Below are 21741 nucleotides of genomic sequence, written 5' to 3' on the forward strand. Positions count from 1 at the left end.
GCGAGCAGGCTCACTCCTACAGAGGAACGGCGTTCGCTCAAGGGCTGTAGTAACCCACCGCGACGAGGAAGTGCCCGACCTTTTTCAGGTAGGCATGCTTGTCCTCGATCTTGCCGGTCACCGGGTTTTTCCAGCGATATTCGTATTCGCCTTCATCCTGTTTGCCGATCAGCGCCAGAATCGGCTCGCCCACCGGCTTGCCTTCCGGGTCCTTGACCTTGCCAAAATCGGTGTTGATCAAGCGCAGGTTGGTGCCGTGTGCGACGTAGCGCTGGTTGTTCAGATCGACCACGAACACATACAGATCGTCCTGCAGATAACCGCCCTTGAGCGAGTTGATCGCGGTCAGCGTGCCCTTCTCGTCCTTGCCCAGATCCGTCGCGGCTTTATCCAGCAAGGCCTTGGCCTGCTCGGCAGAGGCACGCGGCAAGTAGTAGCCGACCGCAAGAATGCGCTGACCGACGCGCTGATAGAACACATGCTTGCGCTCGACCTTGCCGTCGGCCCAGTTCTGCCAGCGATATTCGGCCTGCTGGATGCCGTTGCCTTCCGGCACTTTCAGCGCGTCCTTGAACGCCTTCTGCAGATCCGGCCCGAGCACTTCGCTGACATCGCGGCCGATCAGCGCCGAAGACGGCCCGCCGCTGGCAAGCATGACGCCCTTGGTGTCGAGGACGAAGACGTAGCGATCCTTGTCGACGAATTCGCCCTGGCGGCTGAATGCGGCGAACGCCTTGTCGCCATTGTCGTGGTAGTAGGCCAAGGCTTTTTCCAGCAGGGCGATGGCCGCCTGACTGTCATCCTTGGCGGCGGTGGCGGCGCTGGCCTGGCCGAAACCGGCCAACAACAGCAGGCCGAGCCAGGCCACCTTATGCAAAAACCCCATAGCGCATCCCTCGTTCTTTTTGGTGTTTCAAGAGCGTAGACGGCTTGCGGTCATGTCGAGATATTCAGAGCGTTTCTGAACATTGCGCCGTGAGGCTGCCAAGCAATGCTCGCCAGCCTCGATCAGCGCTTACGGGCGGGAATTGATCTGTTGCTGCAGGTTCTGGATCTGCGCCTGCAAGGTGTTGAGGTTGCGGGTCATCTGCGCGCGGAACGCATCGAACTCGGCGGTATTGCCGCCACCCTGTGGCGCGGCCGGGCGATTGTCCTGCTGACTTTTCAACACCACGATGTCCTGCTCCAGACGATCGATCGCCGCGCTCGGATTGCCCTGTTTCTTCAGCGCCGCGATATCGGCGCCGAGGCTCTTGAACTGGGCGTCGAAGGCCTTCAGCTGCGCATCGACCTTGCTGGTATCGGCCGGCGTGCTTTTGATGGTCGCCAGTTCGGCGCTCAGGGCTTTGACCTGCGCCTGCAACTGCGTGTTGGCGTTCTGCTGTTCGGTGGTCTGCGCGGTCATCTGCGCCAGACGCTTGTCCAGCTCGCTGGCCTGACCGGCGACGCCTTGCTGCTGCTTGCTCTGGTCGAGCAACTTGCCTTCAAGCTGTTTGATCTGCAACTTCAGCGCTTCGCTGTCGCTGCTGACGTTGCTCTGGCTGGCGACGACCTTGCCGGAAATATCCTGCAGGCGCCCCGCCGCTTCTTCGCTGATGCGCGCAAAGCTTTCCTGGGTGGCGACGAGTTGCTGTTCCATCAGCGAGATCTGCTGGAAGCTCCACCAGGCCAGACCGATGAAGGCGAAAAACAACGCGCCGACCAGCGCCCACAGCGGCCCGGTGCTGGCGGTCTTGACCCTGACCACGGGCGCGGTGCGCGAATGCACGGAAGTGCGGGGGCCGGGCGCAATGTCATCGTCATCGAACGGGTCAGCGCGCAGGCTTGGCACGTTATCGAAATCGTCGTCGTGGGCATCGTTTCGCATGGACATTGAGGCAACCTTTGGCAAACGCGGTGATGGCTAAATGCTGCGAAGTATAACCGCCGCAGCCGCAGGCATTGACCCTCAAGCCGCAACGCGGTTCATTGCCGCCCGGCCGAATCGTTTCAACGAATGTCCTGAGCTTTCCACCACGCACAGAACTCATCGAGGGCAGCCCACAGGCTGACTTTCGGGTCGTAGTCGAGATAATGCCGGGCGCGGCTGATATCCAGGGTGAAATTTTTCTTCATGACTTGCATGCCCAGGCGCGACAGGGTCGGCTCCGGACGTCCGGGCCAGAGCATGCACGCGCCCTCATTAAGCGCCGCGACGCTGTAGGCCAGACCGTAAGAGCGATATTTGCGCACCTGATCGACGTCCATCCGCCGCATCACGTAGTTGACCACGTCCCACAGCGGCACCGGCGTACCGTTGCTGATGTTGTAGGCCTTGCCCAGCGCCGAGCCAGCCGCCAAGAGGCTGCTGAGCATGACTTCGTTGAGGTTCTGCACGCTGGTGAAGTCGACCTTGTTCAAACCGTCGCCGATGATCGCCAGACGGCCCTTGCGCTGCATTTTCAGCAGTCGCGGGAAGATGCTCATGTCACCGGCGCCGGTGACGAAACGCGGGCGCAGGGCGATGGTTTCCAGACCGAACTCCTGTGCGCCGAAGACTTTTTGCTCGGCCAGATATTTGGTCGCGGCGTAGGGATGCTTGAAGCGCTTGGGCACTTGCTCTTCGGTCAGGCCGAGATGGTCACGGCCATCAAAATAGATCGACGGCGACGACAGATGCACCAGCCGCCGCACGCGCTGCTTGAGGCAGGCTTCGACAACGTTTTCGGTGACTTGGACATTGCCCTGATGGAAGTCCTGATAACGCCCCCACACGCCGACGGCACCGGCGCAATGCACCACCGCTTCGACGTCGCGGCAGAGGTCGCGTACCAGATCGGCGTCGGTCAGATCGCCCGGCACAAACTCCGCACCCCGGCGCACCAGATGCTCGACGCTCTCGGCCCGGCGACCGTTGACCCGCACTTCAAGGCCCTGCTCCAGGGCGAAACGCGCAAAGCGCCCGCCAATAAAGCCGCTGGCGCCGGTAACCAAAATCTTCATCAAAAACTCCAGGGAAGCAGCTGCAAGCTTCGAGCTGTCAACTGCAAGTTGAAACGGTGCTTGTTCTTGCCGCTTGCAGCTTGACGCTTGCCGCTGCGTTCAAGCCACTAGCCATTGCTTTGAGGCGCGCAGCAGTTGTTCGGTAAGCAGGTTCAGCAACTGGCCGCCGTTGCGCCAATGATGCCAGTACAACGGCACGTCGATCGGTTTATCTGGCAGCAATTCGCGCAGCACGCCGCGCTCCAGCTGTTCGCGCACTTGCAGTTCCGGCACCAGCCCCCAGCCCAGGCCGGCTTCGGTCAGGCGAATGAAGCCTTCGGAGGACGGGCATATATGGTGTTCGAACGCGCCATCGACGCCCAACAGCGCCAGGTAGCGATGCTGGAGGAAATCGTCCGGGCCGAATACCAGTGCGGGGGTGCGTGGCAGCTGTTCGGCGCGTACGCCATCGGGAAAATGCCGGGCGATGAAGGCCGGACTGGCGAGCGCGCGATAGCGCATGGCACCGAGCAACACGCTGCGTGCGCCGGCCACCGGGCGCTCGCTGGCGCACAGGCATGCGGCCACTTCACCGGCACGCATGCGCTTGAGGCCGACGGTCTGGTCTTCGACGATCAGATCGAGCAACAAATGCTGCTCGGCGCAGAAATCGCCAACGGCGCCAGCCCACCAAGTGGCAAGGCTATCGGCGTTGAGGGCGATGCGCAGGCGATCCGGCAGGCCTTCTTCGTCCAGCGCCGGTACCGCCGATTGCAAGTCGCGCTCAAGCAAACGCACCTGCTGCACATGGTTGAGCAAGCGCCGGCCGATTTCGGTCGGCGATGGCGGTGTTTCGCGTACCAGCACCGGCTGGCCGACGCGCGCCTCGAGCAACTTGATGCGCTGGGAGATCGCCGACTGCGACAGGCCGAGAACCTGTGCAGCGCGATCGAATCCGGCCTGCTCGACCACGGCGGCCAGCGCGGACAACAATTTATAGTCGAACATCAGTTTTCCTAATGGGCGATCAGCACTATTGGTTTTTCTTATACAGCGCCACACCGGAGAATAGCCAGCAAGCACTCTCTTTCAAGGATATTTTCCATGTGGCAAAGCTATGTAAACGGCCTGTTGGTGGCGTTCGGCCTGATCATGGCGATCGGTACGCAGAACGCGTTTGTATTGGCGCAGAGCCTGCGCCGTGAACACCATCTGCCGGTGGCAGCATTGTGCGTGGTGTGTGACGCGATTCTGGTCGCGGCCGGGGTGTTCGGCCTGGCGACGATTCTCGCGCAGAACCCGACCCTGCTGGCGATTGCCCGTTGGGGCGGCGCGACCTTTTTGATCTGGTACGGCAGCCAGGCGCTGCGCCGGGCCTGCTCGAAGCAGAGCCTCAAGCAAGGCGAGAACCAGACCGTACGCTCCCTGCGCGCGGTCATGCTCAGCGCGTTGGCGGTGACATTGCTCAATCCCCACGTTTATCTGGATACGGTTTTATTGATCGGCTCGCTGGGCGCGCAGCAATCGGTGCCCGGCGCTTATGTAGTCGGCGCGGCGAGCGCCTCGCTGCTGTGGTTTTTCACCCTGGCTCTCGGCGCCGCATGGCTGGCACCGTGGCTGGCCCGGCCGAGCACCTGGCGCATTCTCGATCTGGTGGTGGCGTTGATGATGTTCGCCGTGGCCGCGCAGTTGATCATCGCCGGATGAATTAATGCTGAAGGCTCTGGAACCTCTATCCCACACAGTTGTTGCGTGGTTAAGGCGCGACCCCGGTGCTATGATCCGAACCCTGCGCCGCAAAGAGTAAAAACTCGCCGGTGCATTTCCGGCCGCCCGTGATCGGCCTTGCGCTCACCGCAACAGACCTGATTAGGAGAATCATCATGGCTTTCGAATTGCCGCCGCTGCCCTACGCACACGATGCCCTGCAGCCGCACATCTCCAAGGAAACCCTGGAGTTCCACCACGACAAGCACCACAACACCTACGTCGTGAACCTGAACAACCTGGTGCCAGGCACCGAGTTTGAAGGCAAGACCCTGGAAGAGATCGTCAAGACTTCCTCGGGCGGCATCTTCAACAACGCCGCTCAGGTCTGGAACCACACCTTCTACTGGAACTGCCTGGCGCCAAACGCTGGCGGTCAGCCAACCGGCGCACTGGCAGATGCCATCAACGCAGCGTTCGGTTCGTTCGACAAGTTCAAGGAAGAATTCAGCAAAACCTCGATCGGCACCTTCGGTTCCGGCTGGGGCTGGCTGGTGAAAAAGGCTGACGGTTCCCTGGCCCTGGCCAGCACCATCGGCGCCGGCAACCCGCTGGCCAGCGGCGACACCCCGCTGCTGACCTGCGACGTCTGGGAACACGCTTACTACATCGACTACCGCAACCTGCGTCCGAAGTACGTTGAAGCGTTCTGGAACCTGGTCAACTGGAAGTTCGTGGCCGAGCAGTTCGAAGGCAAGACCTTCACCGCTTAAGCTGCGTGCCAGACAGGAAACCCGGCTTCGGCCGGGTTTTTTTATGCCTTGCGCATGGCGTTTGTCGCACGGCAAAAACAGCTTCGGGCCGTTTGCTGCCAGCCGACAGCCGACTACCATCAGAGACAGGAAAAAATCTTTGACCCGGTGCTCAAGTTGCGGACCACTGCAACCGACACAGTAATTCAGAGCTATTACTCAAATGACGACATCGCGGCCAGGATACCGGCGAATTTTCCCGTGCCTGATTGTCCCTTTGACTGCCAACCCGGGATTGCCAATACTCATGGCAACTTGACGCTACCCGCACGGAACAAGGAATAACCCTTTGAAGCTGGAACTCAAGAACAGCTTGTCGGTGAAGTTGCTCCGGGTCGTGCTCCTGTCGGCATTGATCGTAGGCGTAGTCTTGAGCTGCGCGCAGATTGTCTTCGATGCCTACAAGACCCGTCAGGCGGTGGCCGGTGACGCCGAGCGGATCCTCGACATGTTCCGCGATCCTTCGACCCAGGCGGTCTATAGCCTGGACCGGGAAATGGGCATGCAGGTGATCGAGGGGCTGTTCCAGGACGACGCCGTGCGCCAGGCCTCCATTGGTCACCCCAATGAAGCGATGCTCGCGCAGAAATCCCGCGAATTGCAGCATTCCAACAGCCGTTGGCTGACAGACCTGATTCTCGGTCAGGAACGCACCTTCACCACGCAATTGGTCGGCCGTGGCCCCTACAGCGAATACTACGGCGACCTGAGCATCACCCTCGACACCGCAACCTATGGCGAAGGTTTCATTGTCAGCTCGGTGATCATCTTCATTTCCGGCGTACTGCGCGCACTGGCCATGGGACTGGTGCTGTATCTGGTCTATCACTGGCTGCTGACCAAACCGCTGTCGCGGATCATCGAACACCTTACCGAGATCAACCCGGATCGTCCCAGCGAGCACAAGATTCCGCAGCTCAAGGGCCACGAAAAAAACGAGCTGGGCCTGTGGATCAACACCGCCAACCAGTTGCTCGAGTCCATCGAACGCAACACCCATCTGCGCCACGAAGCGGAAAACAGCCTGCTACGCATGGCCCAGTACGACTTCCTGACCGGTCTGCCGAACCGCCAGCAATTGCAGCAGCAGCTGGACAAGATTCTCGTCGATGCCGGCAAGTTGCAGCGCCGCGTCGCGGTGTTGTGCGTCGGCCTGGATGATTTCAAAGGCATCAACGAACAATTCAGCTACCAGACCGGCGACCAGTTGCTGCTGGCCCTGGCCGATCGCTTGCGCGCCCACAGCGGTCGTCTCGGCGCCCTTGCCCGCCTGGGCGGCGATCAGTTCGCCCTGGTGCAGGCCGACATCGAACAACCTTACGAAGCAGCGGAACTGGCGCAGAGCATTCTCGATGACCTGGAGGCGCCCTTCGCCCTCGACGATCAGGAAATCCGCCTGCGCGCGACCATCGGCATCACCCTGTTCCCGGAGGACGGCGACAGCACCGAGAAGCTGTTGCAGAAAGCCGAGCAGACCATGACCCTGGCCAAGACCCGCTCGCGCAACCGCTATCAGTTCTACATCGCCAGCGTCGACAGCGAGATGCGCCGCCGTCGCGAGCTGGAAAAAGACCTGCGTGATGCGCTGATCCGCGACCAGTTCTACCTCGTCTATCAGCCGCAGATCAGTTATCGCGATCATCGCGTAGTGGGTGTCGAAGCGCTGATTCGCTGGCAGCACCCCGAACACGGCCTGGTGCCGCCGGACCTGTTCATTCCGCTGGCCGAACAGAACGGCACGATCATCGCCATCGGCGAGTGGGTGCTCGACCAGGCCTGCAAGCAATTGCGCGAGTGGCATGATCAGGGGTTCGTCGATTTGCGTATGGCGGTCAACCTGTCGACCGTGCAACTGCACCATGCCGAGCTGCCGCGGGTGGTCAACAACCTGCTGCAGATGTACCGCCTGCCGCCGCGCAGTCTGGAACTGGAAGTCACCGAAACCGGCCTGATGGAAGACATCACCACCGCCGCCCAGCATCTGCTGAGCCTGCGCCGCTCCGGCGCGCTGATTGCGATCGACGACTTCGGCACCGGCTATTCATCCCTCAGCTATCTGAAAAGCCTGCCGCTGGACAAGATCAAGATCGACAAGAGCTTCGTCCAGGATCTGCTGGATGACGACGATGACGCGACCATCGTTCGCGCGATCATTCAACTGGGCAAGAGCCTGGGCATGCAGGTGATTGCCGAAGGCGTGGAGACCGCCGAGCAGGAAACCTACATCATTTCCGAGGGTTGCCACGAAGGTCAGGGCTACCACTACAGCAAACCGCTGCCGGCGCGGGAGCTGGGCATTTACCTCAAGCAGGCGCAACGCAGCAATGCGGCGATTCTTTAAAGATCAAAAATCGCAGCCTCGTTGCACTCGTCAGCTCCTACAGTGCAACGAGGCTGCGATCTTTTGATCTTCTTGCGCAAATAAGAAATATTTCCACCCACGCCTTTACACATAATGCGAAAGATTTGCATTATGTCGCAGTTTTGCGCGCCCCCGGCGCCAGTCCACTCAACTACCGAAGCAGGATGTTCGCCATGATTCGTATGCCTCTGGCTACCGCCAGTCTGTTGGCCATCGCTATTTCCCTCGCCGGTTGCGGCGAAGGCAAGGACAAAGAAAAAGCCTCCGAAATGACTCCGGCTTCCAGCAGCGCTGCTCCAGCCCCGGCGCCGGCCGCTGCCCCTGCTCCTGCTGCCGGTAAAGTTGACGATGCCGCCGCCAAGGCTGTGGTCGCGCACTACGCCGACATGGTCTTCGCCGTTTACAGCGATGCCGAATCCACCGCGAAAAGCCTGCAAACCGCCGTCGACGCGTTCCTCGCCAAGCCGAACGCCGACACCCTGAAAGCCGTCAAGGCTGCCTGGGTTGCCGCGCGCGTGCCGTACCTGCAAAGCGAAGTGTTCCGCTTCGGCAACACCATCATTGACGACTGGGAAGGTCAGGTTAACGCCTGGCCGCTGGACGAAGGGCTGATCGACTACGTCGACAAATCCTACGAGCACGCACTGGGTAACCCGGGCGCCACCGCCAATATCATCGCCAACACCGAAGTTCAGGTCGGCGAAGACAAGGTCGACGTGAAAGAGATCACCCCGGAAAAACTCGCCAGCCTCAATGAGCTGGGCGGTTCCGAAGCCAACGTTGCGACTGGCTACCACGCGATCGAATTCCTCCTCTGGGGCCAGGACCTCAACGGTACCGGCCCGGGCGCTGGCAACCGTCCGGCCTCGGACTACCTGGAAGGCGCTGGCGCCACCGGCGGTCACAACGAGCGTCGTCGTGCCTACCTGAAAGCCGTGACCCAACTGCTGGTCAGCGATCTGGAAGAAATGGTCGGCAACTGGAAGCCGAACGTGGCCGACAACTACCGCGCCACACTGGAAGCCGAGCCAGGCGAAACCGGCCTGCGCAAAATGCTCTTCGGCATGGGCAGCCTGTCCCTGGGTGAACTGGCGGGCGAGCGCATGAAGGTTTCCCTGGAAGCCAACTCCCCTGAAGACGAGCAGGATTGCTTCAGCGACAACACCCACTACTCGCACTTCTACGATGCCAAAGGCGTGCGTAACGTTTATCTGGGCGAGTACACCCGGGTTGATGGCACCAAGCTGACCGGCGCCAGCCTGTCGTCGCTGGTGGCCAAGGCCGATCCGGCCGCCGACACCGCACTGAAAGCCGATCTGGCCGCGACCGAAGCGAAAATCCAGGTCATGGTCGATCACGCCAACAAGGGTGAGCACTACGACCAGTTGATCGCCGCCGGCAACACCGCTGGCAACCAGGTTGTTCGCGACGCCATCGCCGCACTGGTCAAGCAGACCGGTTCGATCGAAGCCGCTGCCGGCAAACTGGGCATCAGCGACCTGAACCCGGACAACGCCGATCACGAGTTCTGATCACCCCGTCCGCGTCAAAAAGAGGCGACCTTCGGGTCGCCTTTTTCATACCTGGCACACCGCTGTCCCTGTGGGAGCGAGCCTGCTCGCGAAGGCCTTATCCGGCGCGGCATTTTCAGCGCGTCGGGCGTCTCTTTCGCGAGCAGGCTCGCTCCCACAGTGTTGGCACGCGCTTCAAGGCTTGCGCTGTATCAAGCAAACGATAATTCCTCTTATTCAAACTCCCCTGCCCTGTTAGACTTTGCGCCTTTGTTTTCGCCCGTTTGCAGGATGTCTGATGCCGTCGTTGCCGCTTCGCTTGTCCGCACTGTTGCTGGCCCTGGGCCTGAGTGCCTGCGATGACGCCCCGCGTTTCACCAAGGCCGAGCCGGGTGAAGCGCGATCGGGCGGTGCGGCGACCGTGCGCAAGAGTGATCAGAACGCGTTCTCCCTGCCATCGGCCAACCTGCCGCCGTCGCGGCGGGTGGATTTCAGTGTCGGCAACAGCTTCTTCCGCAGCCCGTGGGTAATTGCGCCGTCGACCACCACGGCGCGCGACGGCCTCGGCCCGTTGTTCAATACCAACGCCTGCCAGAACTGCCACATCAAGGACGGTCGCGGTCATCCTCCGTCCCCCGATGCGACCAATGCGGTATCGATGCTGGTGCGCCTGTCGATTCCCGACGCGCCGCCCTACGCCAAAATCATCGAACAGCTCGGCGTGGTGCCGGAGCCGGTGTATGGCGGGCAGTTCCAGGACATGGCCGTGCCCGGCGTCGCCCCGGAAGGCAAGGTGCGCGTCGACTACACGCCAGTGCCCGTACGGTTCAAGGACGGCACGCAAGTGGAGTTGCGCAAACCGACCCTGAAGATCACTCAACTCGGTTACGGCCCGATGCATCCGGACACGCGTTTTTCCGCGCGGGTGGCACCGCCGATGATTGGTCTGGGCCTGCTCGAAGCAATCCCCGAAGAGGCGATCCTCGCCAACGCCGCCGCCCAGGCGAAAGAGAACAACGGCATCAATGGCCGGCCCAACCGGGTTTGGGATGACCAGTTGCAGAAAACCGTGATCGGCCGGTTCGGCTGGAAAGCCGGGCAGCCGAATCTCAACCAGCAGAATGTTCACGCGTTCTCCGGTGACATGGGCCTGACCACCAGCCTGCGGCCTTTCGACGACTGCACGGAGGCGCAGACCGCCTGCAAACAGGCGCCGAACGGCAATGGCCCGGACGGCGAACCGGAAGTCAGCGACAACATCCTGCGTCTGGTGCTGTTCTACAGCCGCAATCTGGCGGTGCCGGCGCGCCGTGGCGTCAACGACCCACAGGTGCTGGCCGGCAAGAACCTGTTTTTCCAGGCCGGTTGCCAGTCGTGCCACACGCCCAAATACACCACCGCCGCCAACGCCGCCGAACCTGAGCTGGCCAATCAAGTGATTCGTCCGTACAGCGATTTGCTCCTGCACGACATGGGCGAAGGACTGGCGGACAACCGCACGGAATTTCAGGCCTCCGGCCGCGACTGGCGCACGCCGCCGTTGTGGGGGATTGGTCTGACGCAAGCGGTCAGCGGTCACACGCAGTTTTTGCACGACGGCCGCGCTCGCAACCTGCTCGAAGCGGTGCTCTGGCATGGCGGCGAAGCGACGGCTGCGCAGCGACAGGTTTTGTCTTTCAATGCCGAGCAGCGCGCTGCGTTGCTGGCATTTCTGAACTCACTTTAAATACTGAAAACGCATCGGGAGCCCGACATGTTCCGTCCCAAGTTACTGTTCACCAGCCTTGCCGCGCTCGCCCTCGGCGCCTGCTCGCCGCAGGATCCGCAAGCGGTCACCTCGGCGGCGATCGCCAAATCGGTGATCCTGCCGACCTACACCCGCTGGGTCGAAGCCGACCGGCAACTGGCGGTCAGCGCCCTCGCCTACTGCCAGGGCAAGGAAAGCCTGGAAACCGCCCGCGCCGATTTCCTCCACGCGCAGAAAGCCTGGGCCGAGCTGCAACCGCTGCTGATCGGTCCGCTGGCCGAGGGCAATCGTTCGTGGCAAGTGCAGTTCTGGCCGGACAAGAAAAACCTCGTCGGCCGTCAGGTCGAGCAACTGGTCGTCGCCCAGCCGCAGATCGATGCCGCCGCGCTGGCCAAATCCAGCGTCGTGGTGCAAGGCCTGTCGGCTTACGAATACATCCTTTTTGACGCCAAGCCTGACGTCGCTAACGATGCGCAGAAAGCCAAGTACTGCCCGCTGTTGATCGCCATCGGCGAACGCCAGAAGCAACTGGCCGAGGAGATCCTGCAGGGCTGGAACAACACCGACGGCATGCTCGCGCAGATGAGCAAGTTCCCCAACCAGCGCTACGCCGACTCCCACGAAGCGATTGCCGATCTGCTACGCGTACAAGTCACTGCACTGGATACCCTGAAGAAAAAACTCGGTACGCCGATGGGCCGTCAGAGCAAAGGCGTGCCGCAGCCGTTCCAGGCGGATGCGTGGCGCAGCCAGTCGTCGCTGACCGCACTGGAAGCCAGCCTTGCCGCGGCCAAAACCGTTTGGGAAGGCGTCGACAACAAAGGCCTGCGCGGGCTGTTGCCAGCCGAGCAGAAACCCCTGGCGGACAAGATCGACGCCGCGTACGCCGCCTCGCTGAAGCTGTTCGACAGCACTCAGCGCTCGCTCGGCGAAATGCTCGAGGACGACGCCGGTCGCCAGCAACTCAACGATATCTACGACAGCCTCAACGTCGTCCATCGCCTGCATGAAGGCGAGCTGGCCAAGGCGCTGGGCATCCAACTGGGCTTCAATGCCAACGACGGTGACTGATGAGGGCGAGTGCCATGCTGCGACGTCAGGTTCTGACTTTAGGTAGTGCACTGCTGGGAGCAGTGACCCTGGGCGGCTGGACGCTGTTCAAACGCAAGGATCAGAGCCCGTTGCTGTTGTCGGCGCGCGATGACAGCGACGGCAAGCATTATGCCGTCGGTTATCGGCTCGACGGCACGCGGGTGTTCGCCACCCATGTCGGTCAGCGATGCCACGACATCATCAATCATCCGACGCAGCCGCTGGCGCTGTTCGTTGCGCGGCGTCCGGGTACCGAGAGTTACCTGATCGATCTGCGCGACGGCAAGTTGCTGCAGACCGTGACCTCGCAACCGAACCGGCACTTCTACGGCCACGCCGTGGTGCACAAGGACGGCGAATACCTCTACGCCACCGAGAACGACACCACCGATCCCGGCCGTGGCCTGCTCGGCGTGTACAAGTTCGAGGGTGAGCGACTGGTGCACACGGGCGAGATCTCCACCCACGGCCTCGGCCCGCATCAAGTGTCGTGGATGCCCGATGGCGAGACGCTGGTGGTGGCCAATGGCGGGGTTCGCACCGAGGCGGAAAGCCGCGGCGACATGAACCTCAACGCCATGGAGCCCCGCCTGGTGCTGATGCAGCGCGACGGCACGTTGCTGAGCAAGGAAACCCTCGCCCAGCAGATGAACAGCGTGCGCCACCTGGGCATCGCCAGCGATGGCACCATCGTCGCGGGCCAGCAATTCATGGGGCCGTCCCACGAGCGCTCGGAACTGCTGGCGATCAAACGGCCGGGGCAACCGTTCGTGGCGTTCCCGGTGGCCGAGCAACAGCTGCAGGCGATGGGGCACTACACCGCCAGCGTCGCGGTGCACAGCGATCTGCGTCTGGTCGCGTTGACGGCGCCGCGTGGCAACCGCTTCTTTATCTGGGATCTGGACAGCGGCGAACTGCGCCTCGATGCGCCGTTGCCTGATTGTGCCGGCGTCGGTGCGGTGAAGGATGGCTTTGTCGTGACCTCGGGTCAGGGCCGTTGCCGCTACTACGATTGCCGTCAGGAACAACTGCTGGCCAAGCCGCTGGAATTGCCGGCGGGGCTCTGGGATAACCATCTCCATCTGATGGCCTAGGCACCACGCGATTTGTGGCGAGGGAGCTTGCTCCCGCTGGACTGCGCAGCAGGCCCCGCTTTTGCACAAAAAGAGGAGCCGCTTTGCGCCTCGGCGGGAGCAAGCTCCCTCGCCACATGGATTCGGGTGTGCAGCACCTGTAATAACTGCCAGTTGGAATCCCCCCTGTACTCGGAGTAATGTGCCCGCCTGTCTCATGATTTATCCAAGGAACTGGACATATGCTGCGTCGCCGCATGCTGATCATGTTGGGTGTTGTTTTGCTGCTCGTCCTGGTGCTGGGCGGATACAAGGCCTTTTCGATCTACACGATGATCCAGGGCTTTTCCAAACCGAAACCACCCATCAGCGTCGCCGTGGCCACGGCCGGCGAACAGCCGTGGCAGATGCGTTTGCCCACTGTCGGTTCGCTCAAGGCGCTGCAAGGCGTTGATCTGAGCCTGGAAGTCGCCGGCACCGTCACTGAACTCAAATTCGAATCCGGGCAGAAGGTCAAGGCCGGCCAACCGTTGTTGCAACTCGACAGCGCCGTGGAAACCGCCCTGCTGGAAACCGCCCGCGCCGATCTCGGCCTGGCGCAACTGGACTTCGGCCGTGGCGCGCAACTGGTCGACAGCCGCGCGATCTCCAAAGGCGAATACGATCGCCTCTCCGCCGTGCTGCAAAAGAATAAGGCCACGGTCAATCAGCTCAATGCGTCACTGGCGAAAAAGCGCATCCTCGCACCATTCAGCGGCACCATCGGCATCCGTCAGGTCGACGTCGGCGACTACCTCGCCAGCGGCACCAAAATCGCCACGCTGCAAGACTTGAGCAGCCTCTACGCCGACTTCTACGTACCGGAACAAGCGGTGCCGAAACTCGCCATAGGCCAGCCCGTGCAGTTCACCGTTGCCGCTTACCCGGGGCAGAACTTTACCGGCAAGATCAGCGCGATCAACCCGATCGTCGAAAGCACCACGCGCAACATTCTCGTCCGCGCCACCCTGGCCAACCCCGACGGCAAGCTGCTGCCGGGGATGTTCGCCAGCCTTGAGGTGCTACTGCCCGATCCGCAGAAACACATCGTGGTGCCGGAGAGCGCGATCACCTACACCCTGTACGGCAACTCGGTGTACGTGGTCGGGCAGAAAAAAGCCGAGGACGGCAGCGTCGCCAAGGATGACAACGGCCAACCGCTGCTGATCGCCGAACGTCGTTTCGTCGAGACCGGTGAACGCCGTGATGGCCTGGTGATGATCAACAAGGGCGTGCAGAGCGGCGAACAGGTGGTGACGGCTGGCCAGATCAAACTGGACAACGGCGCCCACATCGCCATCAGCGACGACAAGACCCTCGGCGAGCAGAACAGTCCGCCTCGCGCCGACTGATCAAGGAATCCCCATGGCTTTTACCGATCCGTTCATCCGCCGCCCGGTGCTCGCCACCGTGGTCAGCCTGCTGATTGTGCTGCTGGGCTTCCAGGCCTGGAGCAAACTGCCGCTGCGCCAGTACCCGCAAATGGAAAACGCCCTGATCACGGTGACCACGGCTTATCCCGGGGCCAACGCCGAGACCATTCAGGGCTACATCACCCAACCGATGCAACAGAGCCTGGCCAGCGCCGAGGGCATCGACTACATGACCTCGGTCAGCCGGCAGAACTTCTCGGTGATCTCGATTTACGCGCGCATTGGCGCCAACACCGACCGCTTGTTCACCGAGTTGCTGGCCAAGGCCAACGAGGTCAAGAACAAGCTGCCGCAGGACGCTGAAGACCCGGTGCTGAGCAAGGAATCTGCCGACGCTTCGGCGCTGATGTACATCAGTTTCTTCAGCAAGGACCTGAGCAACCCGCAGATCACCGACTACCTGTCGCGGGTCATCCAGCCGAAACTGGCGACGCTGCCGGGCATGGCCGAAGCGGAAATCCTCGGCAATCAGGTATTCGCCATGCGCCTGTGGCTCGACCCGGTGAAGCTCGCCGGCTTCGGCCTCAGCGCCGCCGACGTCACCGCCGCGGTGCGTCAGTACAACTTCCTATCCGCCGCCGGTGAGGTGAAAGGCGAGTACACCGTCACCAGCATCAATGCCAACACCGAACTGAAATCCGCCGAAGCCTTCGCGGCGATTCCGCTCAAGGTCGACGGCGACAGCCGCGTGCTGCTGCGCGATGTCGCGCGGGTGGAAATGGGCGCGGAAAACTACGACTCGATCAGTTCGTTCGGCGGCACGCCGTCGGTGTACATCGGCATCAAGGCCACGCCGGGGGCCAACCCGCTGGACGTGATCAGGGAAGTGCGCAAGCTGATGCCCGAGCTGGAAGCGCAGCTGCCACCGAACCTGAAAAGCGAAATCGCCTACGACGCCACACTGTTCATTCAAGCCTCGATCGATGAGGTGGTGAAAACCCTGTTCGAAGCGGTACTGATCGTCATCGTCGTGGTGTTCCTGTTCCTCGGCGCACTGCGCTCGGTGGTGATCCCGGTGGTGACCATCCCGCTGTCGATGATCGGCGTGATGTTCTTCATGCAGATGATGGGTTACTCGATGAACCTGCTGACGCTGCTGGCAATGGTGCTGGCCATCGGTCTGGTGGTGGACGATGCGATTGTCGTGGTGGAAAACATCCACCGGCACATCGAAGAAGGCAAGACGCCGTTCGATGCTGCCCTGGAAGGTGCGCGCGAGATCGCCATGCCGGTGGTGTCGATGACCATCACCCTGGCGGCGGTGTACGCGCCGATCGGTTTTCTCACCGGGCTGACCGGAGCACTGTTCAAGGAGTTCGCCCTGACCCTGGCCGGTGCGGTGGTGATTTCCGGCGTCGTCGCCCTGACCCTGTCGCCGATGATGTGCGCGTTTCTGCTGCGTCACGAAGAGAATCCCAGCGGACTGGCCCATCGTCTCGACCGGGTTTTCGAAGGCCTCAAGCGCCGCTATCAAAGCATGCTGCACGGCACGCTCAATACCCGGCCGGTGGTGCTGGTGTTCGCGGTGATCGTGCTGTGTCTGATTCCGGTGTTCCTCAAGTTCACCAAGTCGGAACTGGCGCCGGACGAGGACCAGGGCATCATTTTCATGATGGCCAGCGCGCCGCAGCCGACCAACCTCGACTACCTGAGCACCTACACCGACCAATTCATCACCATCTTCAAAGAGTTTCCCGAGTACTACTCTTCGTTCCAGATCAACGGCTACAACGGCGTGCAGGCCGGCATCGGCGGTTTCCTGCTCAAACCGTGGAACGAGCGCGGCCGTACGCAGATGGAAATCCTCCCCGAGGTGCAGAGCAAGCTGGAGAGCATTCCCGGCTTGCAGATCTTCGGCTTCAACCTGCCCTCCTTGCCCGGCACCGGTGAAGGGTTGCCGTTCGAATTCGTGGTCAACACCTCCAATGACTACGAGTTGCTGCTGCAAGTTGCCGAGCGCATCGAGAAGCGCGCCATGGAGTCGGGCAAGTTCGCCTTCGTCGACCTCGATCTGGCGTTCGACAAACCGGAAGTGGTGGTCGATATCGACCGCGACAAGGCTGCGCAGATGGGCGTATCGATGCTCGATCTGGGCGGCACGCTGGCGACCTTGCTTGGCGAGGCGGAGATCAACCGCTTCACCATCGACGGGCGCAGCTACAAGGTCATCGCCCAGGTCGAACGGGCCTACCGCGACAACCCCGACTGGCTGAACAACTACTACGTGAAAAACACTCAGGGCGAATTGTTGCCGCTGTCGACCTTGATCAAGGTCAGCGACCGCGCACGACCGCGCCAGCTCAACCAGTTCCAGCAGCTCAACGCGGCGAAGATTTCCGGTTTCCCGCTGGTGAGCATGGGCGAAGCCATCGATACCGTGCTGCAGATCGCCCGTGAAGAAGCGCCGGCAGGATTTGCCTTCGATTACGGCGGCGCCTCGCGCCAGTACGTGCAGGAAGGCAGTGCCTTGTGGGTCACGTTCGCCCTGGCGTTGGCGATCATCTTTCTGGTGCTGGCCGCGCAGTTCGAGAGCTTCCGTGATCCGCTGGTGATTCTGGTGACGGTGCCGCTGTCGATCTGCGGCGCGCTGATTCCGCTGTTCCTTGGCTGGTCGAGCATGAACATCTACACCCAGGTCGGGCTGGTGACGCTGATCGGCCTGATCAGCAAGCACGGCATCCTGATCGTCGAGTTCGCCAACCAGTTGCGCAAGGACAAGGGCCTGACTGCCCGCGAAGCCGTGGAGGAAGCGGCGGCGATTCGCTTGCGCCCGGTACTGATGACCACGGCGGCGATGGTGTTCGGCATGGTGCCGCTGATTCTCGCGACCGGCGCGGGAGCGGTCAGCCGGTTTGATATCGGCCTGGTGATTGCCACGGGGATGTCGATTGGCACGTTGTTTACGTTGTTCGTGCTGCCGTGTGTCTACACCTTCCTGGCGAAACCGGATCCCAAACCCACCACATAGCTCCTTGTAGGAGTGAGCCTGCTCGCGATAGCGGTATGTCAGTTTCCATAATGTTGACTGACACACCGTTATCGCGAGCAGGCTCACTCCTACAGGGGGAGCGGTGTGTAAAAAAAAAGGCCTCGCATTTGCGAGGCCTTTTATTTGGGCTTCATTCGTTTCAACTGGCTGGCCTCATTCCCTGGGACAGTCCGAACATGAACAACAACAAATCATGATCGGGCTGGGTCGCCACGGAGGCCTTGGCCACCCGTGGAACCGAACAGAAAGCGTCGTTCCCGGACGCTCCTATGACCTGCATGCGCGGCTGCTCCCAGGCAGCCACCGCCAGTGAAGCAACTGCCAAGGCCCCAACCAGGAACAAACCTCGTGCAATTTCGAGTTTCATCGCTATAAACCTTTGATAGCGCTGCCAAACGCCGTCTCATAAAAGTAGACGAGTTTTTTCCAGTCGGCATCGCGGAACGACGAATGGCGACGCAGCTGCTTCATGTCATGCTGCGCGGCGCGATAGGCGGTCAGGCGCTGGCGGCACTTCTCCAGATCGATCAGCGCCACTTCAACCTGCGCCGCTTCACCTTCACCGATCACCCGCACGAACACGTGCTTGATGTAGATGCAGCTGTGCTGCCAGCGACCCTTGTGCATGCGCGCCAGGTTCTCGGCGAGGTCCTTGAGGACACGCTCGTAAACCACGTCGCCACATTGATCGCGGCCACCAGCAGCGGCCAGCCAGTGTTCCAGTTCCTGAAAGCCGTCGAGCGATCTGGTGACAAGCAGGGCCCGCCACTTGTGCTGCGGATCCGGTTGAGCGCCGCAAAAAACGATCTGCGGAACCCGCACACCGAGCTTGCTCACGCCGGTCAGTGCATCGAGTTCACGCAATACGGTCGGGCGACCGAACGGGTGCAACCAGCTGCGATAGATGTGCCCGGTCTGGCGCTTGGCGTACAGCAACTGGCCGTCACGGCCGACGATGCGCTGCACACCACTTTCACCGCCGCGGCGCACGTTGGGCTCTTCAACCCATTCGCCGCGCTGGGCCCAGTAATAATCGAAACCATCCTGTGGAGCGACACCCGCTCCAACCGCTGCTTGCACTGCCATCCTCTACCTCTTGCGTAATACGTAAACCCGCCACATCGCATAGAGCGGTATAAAGTCCAGTTGTTCCTGAATGCGGAAACCCGCCTGTTCAAATTCTTTCTCGATCGTCGTTGCCGGAATCAGAAAGCGATTCTGGTAATCGCGATTTGGCCGGTCCAGCTCAGCACGTTTGCGCTTCCAGGCTTTGAAGTTGCCGTCGACCCACAATGAAACAATCACGCTGTCACGGGTAACCCGCTCGAATTCACGCAGGATCACCTTACGGTGCTCGGCTTCACCGATGTGGTGAAGAAGACGCATGCAGAAGATGCTGTCGACCGCGTTATCCGGCAGAGCAATATCGAATGCCGAGGTGTGCAGCGGTTGTACGCGCTTGACCACCTCGGCCGGCTGACCTTGCAGCGCCGTATTGATCATCGACTCGGAATTGTCCGCACCGATAATTACCCGATTGGGCTTTTCCGCGAGCATCGGCCAGAAGCGCCCTGCACCGCAGGGCAGGTCCAGCACCAGTCCGGGATCCCCCGCCAGCGCCAGGGCCTTGCGCCCCAATTGCTCGTCGCGCCAGTGCGACAGGCGGCGGCCAAGGCTCTCCTTGTGCTTGCGCAGGTAACGTTGCGCGTGTTGGTCGTCGTACTTTTCGGAAAAATCGAGCTTGATCGGGCCGGCCATCATCTGGACTCCTGAGTTCTGATGACGTCACCTTAGGCAGCGACGTGTCAGCGTCAGGTCATCCAATTGTGAAAATTCTGTCAGGTAAATCTGCAAAGTATTACAACGTTATACAGGATTTAGACAGGTGGGCGGGAGTAGCCTCGAGCCACTATTTGCCTGCATTCACGCCAAGATCTACCTCGAATCGGCAGCCATTGGGCTCCATTGTGCTCAGGCTGACCGTCCAGCCCTGGTTTTCGCAGATGCGCTGCACCAGCGATAACCCCAGGCCCAGACCCTCGCCCCGCTTCTCGCTGCCGCGCACAAATGGCTCGAACATCGCCTCGCGTTTTTCCTCGGGAATGCCCACGCCCGAGTCCTCGACGGCGAAGCCGTTGGCGGTGAGGGTCAGGCGAATGAAACCCTGCTCGGTGTAATGCAGTGCATTGCGCAGCAAATTGCCCATCACCGCGTTGAGCAAGGTCGCGTTGTAACGGGTGTCTGGAGGGTTGCCTGCCTCGAACATCAGCGTCAGGCCCTTGCGCTCGATCGGCTCGCGCCACAGGCACAGCAGGCTTTCGGCCACTTGCGTGAGGTTCTGCTGCGGCGCTGCCCCGGCCTCTTCGTTCTGCGCGCGCGCCAGCGTCAGGAAGGTCTGCACCAGCTCGCGCATTTCCTCACTCGCGCGGGCGATACGCTCGACCTGGGCGCGACCGCGCTGATCGATGCCGGGGTTTTCCAACAGCAGTTCGCAGGAACTGGCGAGGACCATCAACGGCGTGCGCAATTCATGGCTGACGTCGCTGGTGAACAGCCGCTCGCGGGTCAACGCCTGACGCAACCGGCCCAGCGTGGCATCGAACGCCACTGCCAGTTCACCGACTTCATCCGCGGCGTAATCCGGTGCCAGGGGTGGCGCCAGGCCGAGCAACTGATCGCGATGGCGCACCTGCCGGGCCAGCCGCACCACCGGCGCCATCACCTTGCGCGCGAGCACCCAGCCGAGAAACACCGCCAGCGCCAGACTGAGCACGAAGCCCACCAGCACCACGGCGAACAGCACGCGCTCGCGCTCTTCGAAATCGCTCTGATCCTGCAGGAGCACGTAGCGCCGGCCATCGACCACTTCGACCATGGCGTGATAGGACAGCTGCTCGCGAAACACTTCGTGGAAACCTGCATCGAGATGCCGCAAATCCTTGGGCAGCTCGAAATCCCCGGGCCCGCCGCTGAAATAGAACAGCTGATCCGGCTCCGGGCGATGGCTCCAGTCCGAGACGTTGTCCATCAGCAGCAGGCGTTGCAGGTCGCCGCCCAGCCCTGCGGAAATCAATTTCTCTTCCACCAGGTGCACCGTCGCCACGATGCCCATGGCGAAAGCGCCGGCCACCAGTGCGCTCATCAGCGCAAAGGCGATGATGATCCGCTGGGAAAGGCTCTGCTTAAACTCCATCTCGGCCCTCGGCCAAGCGATAACCGACACCGTGCACGGTGTGCAGCAGTGGCTTGGCGAATGGCTTGTCGATCACCTGGCGCAACTGGTGAACATGGCTGCGCAGGCTGTCGCTGTCCGGGCAGTCGTCGCCCCACAGCGCTTCTTCGAGAATCTCCCGACGCAGGACGTGCGGGCTCTTCTGCATCAGTACCGCGAGCAACTTGAGGCCGACCGGGTTGAGCTTGAGCAGCTTGCCTTCACGGGTCACTTCCAGGGTGTCGAGGTCGTAGCTCAGATCACCGACCTGCAACGCGCGGCGACCGCCGCCTTGGGCACGGCGCATGACCGCTTCGACGCGCGCCGCCAGTTCGGACAGGGCGAACGGTTTGATCAGGTAATCGTCGGCACCGGACTTGAAGCCCTGCAGCCGGTCGTCGAGTTGATCGCGCGCAGTGAGCATGATCACCGGAGTGTCGCGCCGGGCATCTTCACGCAGGCGCTTGCACAAGGTGTAGCCGTCGATGCCGGGCAGCATGATGTCGAGCACGATCAGGTCGTAATGCTCGGTTGCCGCCAGATGCAGACCGGACAGACCATCCTGGGCGCAATCGACGGTATAGCCTTTCATGCCCAGGTAATCGGCCAGATTGGCCAGGATGTCACGGTTGTCTTCGACCAGCAGAATTCGCATGGGCACCTCCTCCGAACGGGGTAACGGCCGTCTTGGCCCGCGCAGCTTACGGCCAAGTGTGGCTCAGGGCTAGGGGCCGTTGGATAAACCCGCGCATTGCGCTACCCGACGTTTTTTTCACTTTCGATTAACAAATCGCCGACGCCACC

18 protein-coding genes are annotated in these 21741 nt (G+C 61.5%); 9 read left to right on the plus strand and 9 right to left on the minus strand.

From position 1 onward, the window contains the following. Positions 1 to 37 precede the first annotated feature (37 nt). The 4 genes from AEQ63_RS23630 to AEQ63_RS23645 form a co-directional block, all read right to left on the minus strand. On the minus strand, positions 38 to 886 hold the full coding sequence (locus AEQ63_RS23630) for a cache domain-containing protein (RefSeq protein ID WP_042607340.1): 849 nt from the start codon (positions 884 to 886) through the stop codon (positions 38 to 40). Between the two features lie 129 nt (positions 887 to 1015). Then, the gene (locus AEQ63_RS23635; protein WP_064365067.1) at positions 1016 to 1873 is read right to left on the minus strand and encodes a hypothetical protein; all 858 of its coding nucleotides are present in this window, start codon (positions 1871 to 1873) and stop codon (positions 1016 to 1018) included. A gap of 116 nt (positions 1874 to 1989) precedes the next feature. Then, entirely contained in the window at positions 1990 to 2982 is a 993-nt protein-coding gene (locus tag AEQ63_RS23640) for an NAD-dependent epimerase/dehydratase family protein (protein ID WP_064365068.1), read from the minus strand. Between the two features lie 99 nt (positions 2983 to 3081). Beyond that, entirely contained in the window at positions 3082 to 3969 is an 888-nt protein-coding gene (locus AEQ63_RS23645; RefSeq protein WP_064365069.1) for a LysR family transcriptional regulator ArgP, read from the minus strand. A 96-nt stretch (positions 3970 to 4065) separates the two neighbouring features. Between AEQ63_RS23645 and AEQ63_RS23650 the strand changes: the two genes are divergently transcribed. The 9 genes from AEQ63_RS23650 (at position 4066) to AEQ63_RS23690 (ending at position 17705) form a co-directional block, all read left to right on the plus strand. Next, positions 4066 to 4668 carry a LysE/ArgO family amino acid transporter gene (locus AEQ63_RS23650; RefSeq protein ID WP_064365070.1) on the plus strand — a complete coding sequence of 201 codons (603 nt, stop codon included), beginning with the start codon at positions 4066 to 4068 and terminating at the stop codon, positions 4666 to 4668. A 176-nt stretch (positions 4669 to 4844) separates the two neighbouring features. Continuing rightward, positions 4845 to 5441, plus strand: a complete 597-nt coding sequence (locus AEQ63_RS23655) for a superoxide dismutase (protein WP_064365071.1) — start codon at positions 4845 to 4847, stop codon at positions 5439 to 5441. A 328-nt stretch (positions 5442 to 5769) separates the two neighbouring features. Further along, a complete protein-coding gene (locus tag AEQ63_RS23660) occupies positions 5770 to 7821 on the plus strand; it encodes a putative bifunctional diguanylate cyclase/phosphodiesterase (RefSeq protein ID WP_042607344.1) in 2052 nt (683 codons plus the stop codon). Between the two features lie 194 nt (positions 7822 to 8015). Further along, complete coding sequence (locus AEQ63_RS23665) at positions 8016 to 9374, plus strand: imelysin family protein (protein WP_064365072.1); 1359 nt, start codon at positions 8016 to 8018, stop codon at positions 9372 to 9374. 277 nt (positions 9375 to 9651) lie between these two features. Further along, positions 9652 to 11079 (plus strand): di-heme oxidoreductase family protein, encoded by a 1428-nt coding sequence (locus AEQ63_RS23670; protein ID WP_064365073.1) that lies wholly within the window; start codon positions 9652 to 9654, stop codon positions 11077 to 11079. A gap of 27 nt (positions 11080 to 11106) precedes the next feature. Further along, positions 11107 to 12171: an imelysin family protein gene (locus AEQ63_RS23675; protein ID WP_024014143.1), complete on the plus strand. Its 1065-nt coding sequence runs from the start codon at positions 11107 to 11109 to the stop codon at positions 12169 to 12171. Positions 12172 to 12185: 14 nt separating this feature from the next. Further along, on the plus strand, positions 12186 to 13286 hold the full coding sequence (locus AEQ63_RS23680; RefSeq protein ID WP_064365074.1) for a DUF1513 domain-containing protein: 1101 nt from the start codon (positions 12186 to 12188) through the stop codon (positions 13284 to 13286). A 221-nt stretch (positions 13287 to 13507) separates the two neighbouring features. Then, entirely contained in the window at positions 13508 to 14656 is a 1149-nt protein-coding gene (locus AEQ63_RS23685) for an efflux RND transporter periplasmic adaptor subunit (RefSeq protein ID WP_064365075.1), read from the plus strand. 13 nt (positions 14657 to 14669) lie between these two features. Further along, positions 14670 to 17705: a multidrug efflux RND transporter permease subunit gene (locus AEQ63_RS23690; protein WP_064365076.1), complete on the plus strand. Its 3036-nt coding sequence runs from the start codon at positions 14670 to 14672 to the stop codon at positions 17703 to 17705. A 160-nt stretch (positions 17706 to 17865) separates the two neighbouring features. Here the strand turns inward: AEQ63_RS23690 and AEQ63_RS23695 are convergent, their stop codons facing one another. The 5 genes from AEQ63_RS23695 to colR all read right to left on the minus strand — a co-directional run bounded on the left by AEQ63_RS23695 (position 17866) and on the right by colR (position 21592). Beyond that, a complete protein-coding gene (locus AEQ63_RS23695; RefSeq protein ID WP_042607350.1) occupies positions 17866 to 18093 on the minus strand; it encodes a hypothetical protein in 228 nt (75 codons plus the stop codon). Between the two features lie 2 nt (positions 18094 to 18095). Continuing rightward, positions 18096 to 18812: a lipopolysaccharide kinase InaA family protein gene (locus tag AEQ63_RS23700; protein ID WP_042607351.1), complete on the minus strand. Its 717-nt coding sequence runs from the start codon at positions 18810 to 18812 to the stop codon at positions 18096 to 18098. 3 nt (positions 18813 to 18815) lie between these two features. Next, complete coding sequence (locus AEQ63_RS23705) at positions 18816 to 19484, minus strand: class I SAM-dependent methyltransferase (RefSeq protein ID WP_042607352.1); 669 nt, start codon at positions 19482 to 19484, stop codon at positions 18816 to 18818. Between the two features lie 151 nt (positions 19485 to 19635). After that, positions 19636 to 20919 carry a sensor histidine kinase gene (locus tag AEQ63_RS23710; protein ID WP_042607353.1) on the minus strand — a complete coding sequence of 428 codons (1284 nt, stop codon included), beginning with the start codon at positions 20917 to 20919 and terminating at the stop codon, positions 19636 to 19638. Beyond that, positions 20909 to 21592: a two-component system response regulator ColR gene (colR, locus tag AEQ63_RS23715; protein ID WP_016773421.1), complete on the minus strand. Its 684-nt coding sequence runs from the start codon at positions 21590 to 21592 to the stop codon at positions 20909 to 20911. The genes AEQ63_RS23710 and colR overlap by 11 nt, the downstream gene beginning before the upstream one ends. Positions 21593 to 21741: the final 149 nt, after the last annotated feature.

The sequence above is a fragment of the Pseudomonas sp. RIT-PI-o genome (assembly GCF_001297215.1).
In the GTDB taxonomy this organism is placed as follows: Bacteria; Pseudomonadota; Gammaproteobacteria; order Pseudomonadales; family Pseudomonadaceae; genus Aquipseudomonas; species Aquipseudomonas moraviensis_A.